The 13,257-nt window shown below is 70.4% G+C and carries 16 protein-coding genes; 14 read left to right on the top strand and 2 right to left on the bottom strand.

Annotated elements, in window-relative coordinates; translation table 11 throughout:
- Positions 1-67: 67 nt before the first annotated feature.
- Together NQZ70_RS01095 and NQZ70_RS01090 are read right to left on the bottom strand one after the other, a co-directional pair.
- Complete coding sequence (locus NQZ70_RS01095) at positions 68-310, bottom strand: hypothetical protein (RefSeq protein WP_129572557.1); 243 nt, start codon at positions 308-310, stop codon at positions 68-70.
- Positions 307-804 (bottom strand): sigma-70 family RNA polymerase sigma factor, encoded by a 498-nt coding sequence (locus NQZ70_RS01090; RefSeq protein WP_129572556.1) that lies wholly within the window; start codon positions 802-804, stop codon positions 307-309. Before NQZ70_RS01090 ends, NQZ70_RS01095 begins: the two co-directional genes overlap by 4 nt.
- Positions 805-997: 193 nt before the next feature.
- Between NQZ70_RS01090 and NQZ70_RS53095 the strand changes: the two genes are divergently transcribed.
- From NQZ70_RS53095 to NQZ70_RS01020, 14 genes are all read left to right on the top strand, one after another.
- Complete coding sequence (locus NQZ70_RS53095) at positions 998-1,441, top strand: helix-turn-helix transcriptional regulator (protein ID WP_324293042.1); 444 nt, start codon at positions 998-1,000, stop codon at positions 1,439-1,441.
- 772 nt (positions 1,442-2,213) lie between these two features.
- Positions 2,214-2,636 carry a hypothetical protein gene (locus NQZ70_RS01080; RefSeq protein ID WP_129572555.1) on the top strand — a complete coding sequence of 141 codons (423 nt, stop codon included), beginning with the start codon at positions 2,214-2,216 and terminating at the stop codon, positions 2,634-2,636.
- A gap of 2 nt (positions 2,637-2,638) precedes the next feature.
- The gene (locus tag NQZ70_RS01075) at positions 2,639-3,178 is read left to right on the top strand and encodes a hypothetical protein (protein WP_129572554.1); all 540 of its coding nucleotides are present in this window, start codon (positions 2,639-2,641) and stop codon (positions 3,176-3,178) included.
- Positions 3,175-4,008 carry a hypothetical protein gene (locus tag NQZ70_RS01070; protein WP_129572553.1) on the top strand — a complete coding sequence of 278 codons (834 nt, stop codon included), beginning with the start codon at positions 3,175-3,177 and terminating at the stop codon, positions 4,006-4,008. The genes NQZ70_RS01075 and NQZ70_RS01070 overlap by 4 nt, the downstream gene beginning before the upstream one ends.
- Before the next feature lie 33 nt (positions 4,009-4,041).
- Positions 4,042-5,541: a hypothetical protein gene (locus tag NQZ70_RS01065; RefSeq protein ID WP_129572552.1), complete on the top strand. Its 1,500-nt coding sequence runs from the start codon at positions 4,042-4,044 to the stop codon at positions 5,539-5,541.
- A 3-nt stretch (positions 5,542-5,544) separates the two neighbouring features.
- Complete coding sequence (locus tag NQZ70_RS01060; RefSeq protein WP_129572551.1) at positions 5,545-6,084, top strand: hypothetical protein; 540 nt, start codon at positions 5,545-5,547, stop codon at positions 6,082-6,084.
- Between the two features lie 35 nt (positions 6,085-6,119).
- Positions 6,120-6,494: a TFIIB-type zinc ribbon-containing protein gene (locus NQZ70_RS01055; RefSeq protein ID WP_129572550.1), complete on the top strand. Its 375-nt coding sequence runs from the start codon at positions 6,120-6,122 to the stop codon at positions 6,492-6,494.
- Entirely contained in the window at positions 6,482-8,302 is a 1,821-nt protein-coding gene (locus NQZ70_RS01050; RefSeq protein WP_129572549.1) for a hypothetical protein, read from the top strand. The genes NQZ70_RS01055 and NQZ70_RS01050 overlap by 13 nt, the downstream gene beginning before the upstream one ends.
- Entirely contained in the window at positions 8,299-8,838 is a 540-nt protein-coding gene (locus NQZ70_RS01045; protein ID WP_129572548.1) for a hypothetical protein, read from the top strand. The genes NQZ70_RS01050 and NQZ70_RS01045 overlap by 4 nt, the downstream gene beginning before the upstream one ends.
- Entirely contained in the window at positions 8,835-9,764 is a 930-nt protein-coding gene (locus NQZ70_RS01040; RefSeq protein WP_129572547.1) for a hypothetical protein, read from the top strand. The genes NQZ70_RS01045 and NQZ70_RS01040 overlap by 4 nt, the downstream gene beginning before the upstream one ends.
- 14 nt (positions 9,765-9,778) lie before the next feature.
- Positions 9,779-10,420, top strand: a complete 642-nt coding sequence (locus NQZ70_RS01035) for a hypothetical protein (RefSeq protein ID WP_129572546.1) — start codon at positions 9,779-9,781, stop codon at positions 10,418-10,420.
- A 287-nt stretch (positions 10,421-10,707) separates the two neighbouring features.
- On the top strand, positions 10,708-11,922 hold the full coding sequence (locus NQZ70_RS01030) for an ATP-binding protein (protein WP_129572545.1): 1,215 nt from the start codon (positions 10,708-10,710) through the stop codon (positions 11,920-11,922).
- Between the two features lie 2 nt (positions 11,923-11,924).
- Complete coding sequence (locus NQZ70_RS01025) at positions 11,925-12,905, top strand: hypothetical protein (protein ID WP_129572544.1); 981 nt, start codon at positions 11,925-11,927, stop codon at positions 12,903-12,905.
- A gap of 5 nt (positions 12,906-12,910) precedes the next feature.
- A complete protein-coding gene (locus NQZ70_RS01020; protein ID WP_272827546.1) occupies positions 12,911-13,219 on the top strand; it encodes a hypothetical protein in 309 nt (102 codons plus the stop codon).
- Positions 13,220-13,257: the final 38 nt, after the last annotated feature.

Here is a 13,257-nt window from a genome sequence, read left to right as displayed (position 1 = left end):
GCCGAGGAAACTTGAAGAGATATCAGCGCGCGTGGAGGAGATCTGGGTCTCGCAGCTCGCCGGGCGACTACTCGTCGCGCCGCACGAAGTGCCGCTCGATAGCATCGAGCACCTGGATGGCGCCGCGCGCCTCGGCGACGGCCTCGCGCTCGGCGTGGGTCCTCGCCTCCATCTGGGCGGCGAGCACGGATGCCCAGAGCCGGTCGCGCTCCCACGGGCTGACGGCGTGGGCCTCAAGGGCGCAAGCCCGCTCGGCAAGGTAGGTCAGGTCCTCCTCGGTGAGGACACGGCGCGTCTCGCGGTCGTTCATCGGAGCCTCCGCGGCCGCACGGCGAGGGCTTCGCGAGCGGCTTCGCGAGCGAGGCGGAGCCTTGACGCCGCCGTGCCCGGAGGCATCCCGCGGTCCTTCGCGTACTGGACGAGCGAGTCCGGGCAGTCGAGGGCTAGCAGGATCTCGCGCTGCCAGTCCTTGAGCTCGGCCAGAGCCTCCAGCATCTCACGGGCCGCAACCTGTGCTTCCAAGCTCGGACCGATCGGCTCGGGGAGCCTTCCGAGCGGCTGCTCGGTGAGCACCGCCCGCCGCACCCACGCGCTACCGAGGTAGTGCCCCGTCTTGCGCCACGCGATGCCGTAGAGCCACTTCCGGAGCGCCTTGCGAGCGTCCTCCGTAGGGTCGGGCCGGTACATGCCGCGCCGGACCGACTGCCAGGCGCCGACGAGGATGCCCTGTTCCACGTCAGCGCGGTCCCGCGCTGGCACGCCGCTGGCGACGAGCACGGCCACGATGAGCGAGCGCTCGGCCATGATCGTCCGGATGCTCGGACCGGCCTCGGGATGCCGCCCCGCACCTCGCTCGTGCTCGGCGCGCGTGCTGCGGCGGGTTTCGGTGCTGGACCGCCGTGCTCGGCGGCGAAGGAAGCGATCGGGCTGAGACTTAGGACTGTCGACGGACGGATCGATCTGTTGGCCCTCTTCGGGCCGCGGGCGTAGCTTCGCCATGTCGGACCTCGTTCCTCGGGGTTCCGGCCACGCTCCCCGGTCGGTTGCCGCCGACGCGGGGAGCACTTTTTGTGGTCCTTGCAGGCTACGCACAGGCCCAGCAGGTCGTCAACGAAATACAGACCAGCAGTCTGTTAATTCCGGCGCGCAGCGCGGCTACGCACACCCGGTGCAGAGCCCGAGCGTCGAGACGATCATGGGGTACGTCGGAGCCAACGTCCGACGACTTCGGATGAAGCGCGGCATGACCCAGGAGGGCCTCGCGGAAGCGGTGGACCTTCACTTGACCTTCATCCAGAGAATCGAGGCCGGCCGCGCTAACCTGACACTCACGACGGTCGTGGCGCTCGCAAGCGCCCTCGAGGTTGCGCCCGCCAGGTTGCTGCGTCCCGCTAAACTTCCTGAGGTCAAACGCGGTCGTCCGCGGAAGGCGCCGAAGTGACAGGCGCCTTCCCATCACGGTCCTTGCTGGTACCCCCGAGCTTCGCTCTCCGCTGCGGACGGGAAGAGCCCTGCAACGGCGGCGCCGTTGGCAGTGCACGACTGCCCCGAGATGCCGCGGTCGCTCCTCTCGCTCGGTTGAGTTCGGCGAACGGTGCCGCCCCGTTCCTGTCAGGTCAGTGTGTGCGTCCGTTCTGTCAGCCGGCGTCGCGATCGAGGCGGGAGTGGGCGCCAACCTCATGCGGCGCTGCCAGCGACCGCAGCCGATGCCTCGGAGGCGCCGGGCGAAGCGGTCGCTCCATCGCCTTCAGCGCGCGCCAGGCCGCCAAGGTCCACGGTACCTCGCGGCGGAGCGCCTCGCACGCGGCGCGGTAGCGGCGCTCGCGCTCCTCGACGTCCCTCAGCCCGGGGCCGGCGACCCATCGGACCAGGTAGTACGGCCCGCCGAGGGCATCGAGAGTGCCCCCCCAGGTGTCGCCAAGCGCAGCAATCCGCCGGTAATCGCTCCTGAGGGAGCGGCTGAGCGGGGCCCGTACGCGCGGATCCGACCGTACCCAGGCGACCGCCACAGAGTACATTTTGTCTCGACGGCTGGGCATAAGCAGAGCCAAGTATAGCACAGCGATTTTCTTCGGGAAGCAGCCGCGGACCAGGACGTGTACTCCACGGTAGAGTACACGTCCCGTGGAGTACAAAACGCGGGAGGCCTCCGCAGGACCGCTAAACTTCGCATCGGTTGTTCGGACACCGAACGTTACCGAAGGAGGTTGTTTATGGCCGGTACTCTTGCGCTCCCGGTGGATGCCGCCCTTTCAAGCGCGTCCAAAGCGGATCTCGTCGTCGCCCTGGAAGAGGCGCAGGCGAACGAGGCCCTTCCGCTCGCCATCGAAGCGCCGCTCACCAACGTCGTGGCGGGCGGCGTGTCGTACGCCGACGCGCGCCACAACGACGGCGACACGGTCAAGGTCGCGGTGGCCGCGGTGAGCGGCCTCGGCGCCGTGCTCGCGGGCGATGCCAACCCGAGCTTGCGTTCGCTCTGCCGTGCGGCGGCGATCGGGTCCACGAACGCGATCAGCGCGAACGCGGGCCGTTCGCTCGGTCTGAAGCACAAGGCTGAAGCTGAACGCCAGCGCGCCCAGCAGCGTGCGGCGACGGCGGAAGACCCGAAGCGCGGACGTAGCGGCGACAAGGCGTAGTCGTGAGCGGTAAGGCGCGCAGCTCGTCGTCCGTCGTCACGCAGCAGTCGTTGAACGTCGACGTTCACCTCCTGACGGGCGAGCTCGCGCAAGCGTACAGCCGCGGCGCGTCGGATGCGCGCGCGCAGATCGACGCGCTTGAGCGGACGGTTCAGGCGCGCGAGGCGGCGATCAAGGAGAGGGACGAGAGGATCGCCGCACTCTACGACCGACTGGAGTCGGCCAACGAGCTTCTCACGAAGTCGGCAGCGACGAACGCCTCGCTCGCCATCGTACAGGGGCAGAAGGAGATCGCGATCGAGCGGCTCAAGGCGGCTCGGGACCGCGAAGTCGAGATGTACAAGGTACTCCAGGTGCCGCTTGAACGGGTCGCCTCGATGCTCCCGGGAGGGACCGCCGATCCGAAGCTCGCGCCCGTCAAGCGGGCGCTCGACAAGGTGCTGGAAGACGAAGAGCTGTGTGCGCGCCTCCAGGCGCGCGTGGGGACAGAGGACTGGCTCGCGGTGATCGACTGGGCCGCGGGCCTCGGAGGCACGCCATGAGAGATCGGGATCTGGAAGAGACGTACGAGGCGATTGGCGTGAGGTTCGACGACGCGGTGGAAGGCATCGCGGAGGCTCTCGACGACGAGGATGACGACGAGGTGGAAGGGCTCCTCCTGGCCGACGAGGACGAGGTCGGGGCGTACATCCAGAAAAAAGGGGGCATCAGCAGGGAAGCGGCGCAGGCCGTCGCCCGGAAGCTCGCGAAGACCAACGCGGCGCTCGAGAAGGCGTACGCGACGGTGGGCGCGTCCCGGCTCGTGGCGGCCGAGCAGCGGCCGAACAGTTCGGTCACGCTCTACGCGACGGACCGCGGTACGCCGTGCCAAGGGGGACAGGTCTACGACCTCCGGCCGCGGGTCAACGGCGCACGTGCGGCGACGCAGTTCAAGTTCACGAAGACGATGACGTTCTTCGGCGTGCGCACCGACCCTGTCGACTGCGCGCAGCGCTTCTGCATCGTGGGCGGCTCGCTCGGCTTCAGCGACGACCGGGCGAAGGCCTACCCGCAGGACATCTCGCTGACGCAGTTCCGCACGGAGCTCGTGACCAAGGACACACCCCTTGCGTCGCTGATCGGCAAGGCCTTCGGCGACGACACGGAGTTCACCTGCTCCGTCTATCTCGACGCGCCGCCCAACGCGCCGGCGGTGCCGTTCTACGGGATCACGCTGCTCTACTTCGAGCGGCAATGTGCGACGGGTCGGATCTTCCTGCCCGGCGTGGGAGAGCTCGACTTTCGGGGGCTCACGCGCGAGCTGCTCAACGCAGCGAAGCGCCGCCGGGCGCTCGCGCCGAAGGCGCGGACGCGATTCAAGCTGTTCAAGTGAGGGGCTGAGGGGCGCGAACGGAGGGCAACAGCGATGCTGCAACAGGACGAGCACGACGAGGATACCGCGCCCTTGCCGGATGACGTGAGCGGAGGGACAGCAGCGGACGCGAACGAACGCGCCCTCAGGCTGGAGGAGGTCCGGCGCGCCGCGGGCATTCGGCCCACGGTCTCTATCCCGCGTGACCCGCAGGCGATCGCCGAGGTCCTGGCGGCGCTCGTCCGCGCGGACATCCGGCGCGGCATCAAGGTCTCGCTCAAGGGTCTGCGGTATGTGCCCGACCAGGGCGGCGACTACTTCGCGGCGCCGGAGGAGGTGCGGCACAAAGGCGGAGACGACTGCGACGGGCTGACGCGCGCTGCTGGTGGGCATCGTGGCCGCTGGGTAGGGTGCGTCCGCGCGCCCAACGGCCGCGGCTTTCACGTCTTCCTCATCGACGACGCGGGCCGAGTCGACGACCCGAGCGTGACGGGCGGCATGCCGAAGCCGCCGGCGACGGCGTACGAGGGCGCGGCGCGAGCCCAGATCCGGCCGCCGGGCGCGGAGCGCCTCAAGGCGGCGCTGCGTCGCGTCGCCGGCCGAGGTGGTGACGCCGCGCGCCTGGCCCTGCGCAGCGCCGACGTGCCGGTGGCGGCGCTCGCACGCAGCGAGCAAGAGGCCCTCCGCCGGGAGGTGCTCGCGGACGTCGAGCGCGTGTCGGCAACGCTCCCGGCTGCCGAGGCGGAGGAGCTGCGGCAGGCGGCGCTGGACGAGCTCGCCGCTGCCGAGCGGAGCGAGGGCGCAGTGGCGGGCACGGGCGACGAGGGCGACGTCGAGCTCGAGCAGACCGGCAGCGTCACGCCGCCTGATGAGGCCGAGGAAGTGGGCCTGTGGGACGACGTCGTGCGCGCGGTGGGTGCCGTCGCGTCGGTCGTGGTGGGGGCGGTCGCGACGCCCGCGGCCGGTGCTGGCGTGGCGGTCGCCACAGGCGCTGTTGCAGTGGCGGTCGGAGAGGCCGAGAAGACGGCCAAGAAGGCCAAGCGCCCTCATCCGCAAGACCCGAAGCGGAGCGACGCGGCGGCGGTGCACGCGGCCGCGCAGCAGGCGATGAAGGCGGCGCCGCCGGCCTCGGAGCAGGCCAAGGCGCACGCGGCACTCGCCGCGGTGTCGAGTCCCGACCCGAAGGTGCAGCACGCGGTCCGGCGTCGGCTCGCGACCCCCGCAGCCAAGGATCCGGCTCCGGCGGATCGCGCTCGGCTGCTCGCGGCGGCCGTGGCGCTGCGCAAGCTCAACTACCGGCTGCCGCTGGAGGACATGCGTCCGGGGGCAGCTCCGACGGCACCGGCGCCGCCTGCACCGACGTCGCCGACGCGGGCCGCGCCTCAGGAGAGCTCTCCCGCGCCCGAGCGCGCGCCGCGGCGTCGCGTCCGGGCCGAGCGCGAGGAGCGGGCGTTCGACGAGGAGTTCGACCTGTTCGACTTCGAGGGGTGGGACGAAGACGTCGAGGGGCTCGCCGAGCGCGTCGGCTGCCCGGGTACGTGCGCGGTCAGGTGAGCCATGGGCCCGCTCGTCATCGAAGACGCCGCGCTGGACCGGAGCCCGCTCTTCGTCGCGTCGTGGTGCGTCCCCGTGCGCGTTTGGGTACGGGCGAGGAGGACGGGCCGAGGCGACGCCTACGACGGCCAGGGGCATGCACTGCACTGTCGGTGGGTGCTCCCGCGCACGGGGTCGCTCGCAGTCAGGGCGAACGCGGCGCCTGCAGAGCGGGTCGAGCTGTGGAGCGACTGCGGCGCTTACTACCTCCGCACCGGCGGGGATCTGTTTCTTAAGGGTGGAGCTGGTCGATGGGAAGTCGAGGTGTGGTCGGCAGAAGACGAGGCAGGCGCGTCTGAGCCGCAGGCCTTCTGGCTGACGCACTTTTACGAGAAGGATCAGGAGGTGCACTTCCCGCCGTTCGCCAGCCGGTTTCGGCTGATCACCGGCGAGATGACCGTCGGTGACTACGCTCTGACGCCGAACGTGATTTACCCCGTCGGCCTCGCACCGGAATCCGAGATCGAAGCGCAGGGATACTGGCAGTCTGGGACGATGCTTTGAGGCGGTCGAAGAGACGACCGAAAGAGGGTGATTCCATGATGTGTCCTGTGTGCAGTGGTCCGCAGACGTTCGTGAACGGGCACCGCGTGTGTGCGAGCTGCGGCTCGGTGGAGGAAACGAACAGGCAAGGCGCGAGCAACAACCCTGCGGAGGTGCAGGAGGCAGCCAAGCCGTCTCCTGGAGAGCAGGAGGCCCGCGAGCCGCAGACGATCGGGGATGTGGGCAAGGAGAAGGGGCGCGAGGAGCGCGCCCGTGCGCCCGAGGCGCCGGCGTTCTGTGCAGGGCTGCCGGCGGTTCACCTCGATCCTGAGGCCGCGGCCTTGGTCGCGGATCTCGAGCAGTTCGGGCGAGAGGTGGCGCCGCGGGTACGCGAGCTCTGGACGCGGGTACGGGCGCTGTGGAACCGCTGACGATCCTCGCCGGCCTGGGCTACGTGGCCACCGCGGGGCTCCCCGCGGGGCTGGCGTACGTCCGGCACCGGGCGCGGCGCGCTCTCGGCGCAGGCACGCCGGACGAAGCGGCCGGCGAGGATACGCCCGTCGCGCCGGCCTTCGCCGGGCTCGTGAGCGCAACGCCCGCGGTGCGCAGGACGCTCGTGGAGGTCGCCTCCGAGCTCGACCTGGCGCCGGCTGCGCTGGCGACCGTGATCGAGCTCGAGAGCGGCTGGGATCCCGGAGCGCCGCGCAAAGCCATGGGGACGCCGCGCGGGGGGCTGAACCAGGTGACGGTGGGCGCGAAGCTGCCGGGACTCGACACGCCCGAGCGCGTGTGGGCTGTGCGCACGTGGAGCGCCGAGCGGCAGCTGCGCGAGCTCGTGCGTCCCTTCTTTGCGCGCCTTGCGGGGCGCTCACTGGGGTGGACCGCGTTCGACCTGTACAAGCGCAACTTCCTGCCCGCCGCTGCCCGCCTGCCGCTCGACGCGCAGATCGCGGTGCGGGACAGCAAAGAGTCCGTGGTGCCTGGCGCGACCCTGACCAAGGGCGCTGTCTACGCCGCAAATCCCGGCTTCGACTGCGAGAAGAAAGGCCACTTCACGTGGGCCGACGTTGAGCGCGTCGTGCGCGAGGTCGAGGGCCGCGCCAAGGGTAAGTGGGTCACGATCGGGGGGCAGCTGGTCGACGCTCCGCCGCCCGCAGCGCAGACGACGCGCCCCGCGCCCCAGGCCGCCGGGTCGTCAGCGGCACCGCCGGCGCAGGTAGCCCCGGCGCTGCGGGTCCTCGTGCGCCAGCTCAACGAGCGGTGGCCTGGCCGGAGCCGTGCGAGCGACGGCCTCCTGGGCGACGCCGCGCACCAGGCGAGGAAGAGCGACCACAACGAGGGCAACGCCCTCGACGTGACGCACGACCCCGAGCGCGGCCCCGACCTCGACGCGCTCGCCGAGCGACTGCTCGCTGACCCGCGCGTCACGTACGTGATCTGGAACAAGCGCATCGCGAACCGCCAGATCCAGGGTGGCGCGTGGCGTCCGTACGACGGGACGAACCCGCACACGCGGCACCTCCATGTCTCGGTTCGTGCCGAGGCCCGGAACGATGAGCACCCGTGGTCGCTGCCCGATCAGGGCGCCGCGGTGGCCGGAGCGCCGGGCGTCCCGCCGCTGCCCGGCGTGGTGAAGGGGTGGAACGACGGGCTCGTGGACAACGTGTACTGGTCCGAGTTGGAGGTTGGCCCGTATCGACTCCGCGTGGCGACCGATGCCCTGAGCGTGCGAGGCGTGCGGCTGCCGGTCGCGTTCCGCGAGGCGCTCGAGCTCTGTCGGATCTCGCACTACCTCCCGCCGACGCGCGTGATCTGCGACGCCCGCTGGCGGGCCGCGGCGCGCCGGGTGGTGCTCGCGCCGCTCGCCCCCCCTGGCCTACCTGCGCTGCTCGATCGCTACCCGATGCTCGAGGCGCAGGCGCGCGAGTGGAGCAAGCGGATCGGGCCGAAGTCCGCCGCGCTGCTCGACGGCCCCTGGAAGGAGTGGACCCTCGAGCCGGGGCTCAGGGAGCGCCAGGCGGTGAGCTACGGCCTGCGGCGAGGTGACGGCGCCGTGTGGCAGCTGCCGGGCCGCGTGCACGACGACGCGCACAAGGACTGGTCGCAGCTGTGGGCGCCGGTGCACCGCAAAGCGACGCGGGACGGCGAGGAGGTCGACTTGGTGGACGAGCTCGCGCGGGGCTCGGAACTGCTTCTCGGCGGCGCGTTGCCGCCGTGGCTTCTGGAGGTGCTTCGATGAGCGAAGACGACGACATTGACGTTGGCGCGTGGTGGGTCTCGCAGAAGGCGAAGGAGACCTACGCCGAGCTGCGACGGCGCTGGGACGCGCTCCTCGCCTGGGGCGTGGGGGACAAGCTCCCGAACGTGCGCCGCCAGCTCGACGTGTGGCGGGAGTTCTCGGCGAAGTGGGAGGCCGGCGACGAGGACACGAGCGCGCTGTCGGCCATGTCGGCCGACCTCCAGGTGGCCGAGAGCTACGCGCGCGAGAAGGGCTACGCGGGCGGCGGGCCGCAGGTGCGCCCCCCGGACATCGAGGAGGCGACGGGGCTGCTGAAAAGCGCCGCGGCGGTCGACCGCGCCGCAACGGCCGTGGGGCTGCCGGCGTCGGTCATCGGTGCGAACACCCTCCCCGAGATGGCGCAGGGGGCGGTCCGGGCCTTCCAGGGGCTGCCGCGAGCCGTGCAGCTCGGCGCCGGGGCGGCAGCCGGCGGGCTCGTCCTCTACGGGGTGCACCGGCTGGCCGAGTCCACGCGGAGCAAGCGGAGGCCGCGGTGACGCGCTTCGCACCGCTGTCTCCGCCGCGGGCGCCGCGCGAGGCGCGGGCGATCGAGACCTGGGCACGTCGCTTCCGGGGCCTGGGCGTCTCGCCCGCGACGGCGCACAAGCTCGCGCGCCACCGGGTCGCGCTCGCCGTGGGCGGGGTCGCGTTCGCGACGGGCGTGATCGGGGCGGTCATCGCGACGCGCCGGGGTCAGGACGCGCCGCGCGCAGCCGAGCCGTTCGGCCGGACGAGCTCTGTCCGCGTACGGCCGCGCCCGGTCGCTGTCGCATGGCTCGGCCCCGTGAGCGCGGCTCAGGTCTCGAGCGCCGAGCTCGCGGGCGTGCCCGTGGTGCACCGGACGTGTACGGGCGACGGGTCGCCTTCGTGCAGCCAGATCGCGGACAGCTGGCTCGATGGCGACGGGAGGCGCCTTCCGGGCTGCCGGCGTGCGCTCGGGCTGCCGGCGGGGCCGCTCGTGCTCGCGGCCTTCTCGGCCGGGGGGCACATCGTCAAGCGCCTGCTCGCCGACCCGCGCGACCGGGCCGAGGTCGCGGCCGTGGTGCTCGCGGACGCGACCTACACGACGGAGTGGACCGACCGCGCGCAGGCGCTCGCGGCGCCGATCGGGTCGCTCGTCGACTACGCGGCCGAGGCGGCAGGCGGCGGCCGGCTGTTCGTCGCCTCGGCGAGTAGCGCGCCGAACAAGCAGCACCCGACCGGGGCGCAGACCCTGGCCGCGGTCGCGCGCGAGCTCGGGAGCCGGGTGCACGCCGAGGAGGGCACCCTGGCGGGCCTGCCCGCGCCCGAGCGCTGCTGGGAGGGCGGCGGGGTGCACCTGCTCGACTACGGCGCCCGCTACAGCCACGCGGCGCACGCCACCGAGCTCGCGCCGAAGGTGTGGGCCGCCCTCGTGCGGCCCTGGTTCGAAGGGGTCAGCTGAGCCGAGGAGGCGTCATGAGGGACCAGCTATCGATGTTCGACGTAGGTGGCGGCAAGAAACGCCGCCGCAAGGGCAAAGGCAAGGGAGGGCGCGGGCGCACGATCGTGGTGCAGGCCGAGGTGAACGAGCTCCCGGCGCGACCGTTCCGCTTGCCGCCAGGACGCCCGACGCCGCTGCTCCTGCCGGCGGGCACGCCTGGGGCGCCGGGCCTTGGGCTGGTGCGCGTGGGGAGTAGGCCGCTTGCCGGGCGGCCGGAGGCGCCGAGGCGCACGACCGAGCGACCGACGACCAAGACCGTGCGGCCGAGGCGCGCGCCCAAGCGAAGCTCGCGGCGGAAGAGGACCGCCGCGCCGAAGGCGACCACGCGGAGGCCTACCGATGTCACGCCGGTGGCGCGCGTCTCGCGGGGGCCCACACGGACTGCACGTGCGGCCGCTGCGACGCCGAGGCCGGCGAAGAAGCGCGCCCCGCAGCAGACGCGCGCGGCGGCTCCCAAGCGTGGGAGGCGCCTGGGGCGCGGCGTCGCGTACGTCTGCCGCCCGGCGAAGGCGGAGTCCGGCCTGGAGCGCGAGGTGCGGGAGATGAAGCGCCTCCTCACGGCGAGGAAGCCCAAGAAGGCGCGGAAGAAGCGCGCAACGTCGCGCCGCAGGAGGTGACCGATGGCCCCGGTTAGAATGCGGCTGATGTTCGACGCGCTGATCCCTCCGACGCGGCTGGACCGGGTGCTCAGGGCTGCGTCGAGGAGGATCAAGGAGCGGGTGCGGGTGCACAAGAAGCCGCAGAAGCCGCGGAAGCGGAAAGCAGACCGGAAGCAGCGGGCACCGGCGCGGCGCCGTAGGGCGGGTGCCAACCTGCCAGGTGTCTCGCGTGCAGCCCGACAAGCGAGCGGCGCCGACCACCCTGCGATCGCCCACACGGCGCCGGGATGCGCTACACTTCTAGTGTGGACTCGCGCCTCGATCGCTTCCGGACGTACTTCGAGCGCCTCGACCCCGAGTCGAGGCCGTCGACCCTGCTCAGCGAAGACCGGTACGCCGAGCCGCCCGGGCGAGCGACGGGAGAACAGCTCGCGTCGAGACTGCAGCTGGCACCATGGTCGAACCATCTGGTCACCGGACCTATCGGTACGGGGAAGACGACCCAGCTGCACCGGGCCGCCAAGACTCTCAACGCGGGGGGAGACACAAAAGCCGTCTACATCGACGTGAGCCAGCACCACGACCTAGATCGGAATCTCGCTGGCGTAATGGTCGTCCTCGCGGGCCTAGCACTCGCGAAGGCTGTTGGCAAGAACCCGGACGATGATGTGCGGGCCGCACACGAGAGCTTTCGGCGCTGGGCTCACGGGCATCGCGAGTTCATCCCTTACGATCCCCGCGACGACGAGGACGACTACGGGCCCGACGAAGAGCCTGGACACTGGGAACACCATCCGGGCGTCATCGCTCCACCGCTCCCTCCGCTAACGCTAGACAGCAAAGAGAGGGTCAATGCGCTTAAGACGCTGAAGAAAGCTCTTCCAGACGGCGTTAGTCACTTTGTCGTCCTGTTTGACTCCCTCGATCGCCTTGACGATGTTGAGGCGTTTCGGCGGGCCGTCACCGACGACATCCGAGCGCTGAAGCAGGCTGGAATCGGCGTCGTCGTCGTGAGCCCGATGCGCCTACTCTATGGATCCAACCGACCGATCATCGATATTTTTGACCAGGTCCACATCGTTCCCGCGTTGGACGTCACGCAACCGAAGGAGCGCGACTTCCTCCTTCGTGTACTCGCGAAACGAACCGACGAGAGCGTTGTCGGTCCCGAGGTGAGAGAACAGCTCATCGATGTGTCCGGCGGTCTCTTGCGCGACCTACTCCAGCTCACACGGAGCTCGGTCGAGGAGGCATTCGTCGTAGGAGCCGACGCGGTCGCGCCAGACCACGTCGCGCGTGCTGTCGACGAGTTCGGCCGCACCATGATCTTCGGGCTCCGGATGAACGAGATCGACACCCTTGATGGACTGCGTCGCTTCCGCGCCTTCGTGCCCACCAGTGACGACGACATCGCGCTACTCGCGAGCCGGAGAGTCATCGAGTATCACGGCATCGTGAAGCGTTACGCCGTTCATCCCGCGATCGAACCGCTGCTCGCGTCGCTCCGGAGGATAAAGTGAACGTGGGTCTGTCCGAGGCTTCGCCGGCGACCTTCGCACAACGGGCGATTGTCCCGAAGAAAAGGCGCATGGCCGCGCTAGTCGCGCCTCTTGATGAGCTTGATCAGGTCACGGCGGAGGTGCGCACCACGCTCACCGCCCTCTCTATTAGCGTCGCGGATGCGGAGCTCGATCACGCGCTAAACTCGCGGTCGGCGGTGGGTAGTCGGAACGAAGCGGTGCTCGTCGCGACCACGTCGGAGGACGAGGGCCTATGGCGCGCCGTAGATCGCCACCGATCACGGCTCGATGACGGCGCGACGACGCTGTTTGTCCTATCAGAGGGAGCCGCGACGATTCTGCTGCACACCGCTCCGAACCTCATGAGCTGGATCGGTCCGATGTGGGCGGCCGAGCGGCGCGTCGATCCTCGCCTTAAAACGGCGATTGATGCGGCTCGCGCAGGCCGCTACTCGGAGCTCTATGAGCCGGTTGACGGGAGGGAGGCGAGGGACATCGACGAAGCGACGAGCGACGTCCTCGCCGCCCTTGGCGACCCCCGTGTCGACGATCGAGCGTGGCGGCGCCTCGGGTTCATGGGACGCGCGGCGCTCATCGAGGTGATGCCGACAATTTCAGCGCACTGGCGGCCTGGTCTCGCGTCGGCTAATGCCGTCTGCGCGGCGCTGGACGCCTGGCTCTCGTCTGCGTCGGCGCCTGCAGGCGTCAAGAGACTTCCGGCCGCACCGCTCGCGCCGCAAGCACTCGGCGAATCGATGGGAGTCGTCGAGAGCGCGGCGAACCTCCTGAATCGTGTGCAGGCGCGAGCCGCGATGTCGGAGATCCTCGACTTGATCTTTCAAGGGTACGCCGTTTTCCCCGGAAGCGAGGGCCGGCGCGCCCTCTTCGACTGGTGGCTCGACGACGTCGTACCCGCGGCGGCGGCGCTCCGCACTCCGCCGCGCTTCAATCGCCACGTGAAATCAGGCTCACCCCGCAGCTGATGCCGGTGGGGTTCGCATCCGCATTTGTCCGCGGCGTCTTACGCCTCGGTGGACGCCTTTCAGGCCTTGAGCACGCGTCGTTCGTAGGGCTGCGCGCGAAGGCGGGCGACGTTCGAACGGTGTGCATCGGTAAGCCGGTCCGTAAGGGCAATGTCGCAGCGCTGAAATACATCTCGCTCGCCCCAAAAAAGCCGATCGAAGTCGAAGCGACGAGCCGCGCGAAGAGCCCTTCGCCGTTGCCGCTGCCGCGCTCGCAAGGCGGTTTTTTCGAGCCTGCGATCGATCCTAGAGCACCGATCAGGTTGATTTTGTGACAATCCCCGGCGCTTCGATGGAAGGCTCGACCGTCTCG

It is taken from the genome of Sorangium sp. So ce836 (genome assembly GCF_028553905.1).
GTDB classification, from domain to species: domain Bacteria; phylum Myxococcota_A; class Polyangia; order Polyangiales; family Polyangiaceae; genus Sorangium; species Sorangium cellulosum_D.
Note: the sequence above shows the minus strand (reverse complement) of the source record. Positions and strands in the feature narration are given on the sequence as shown.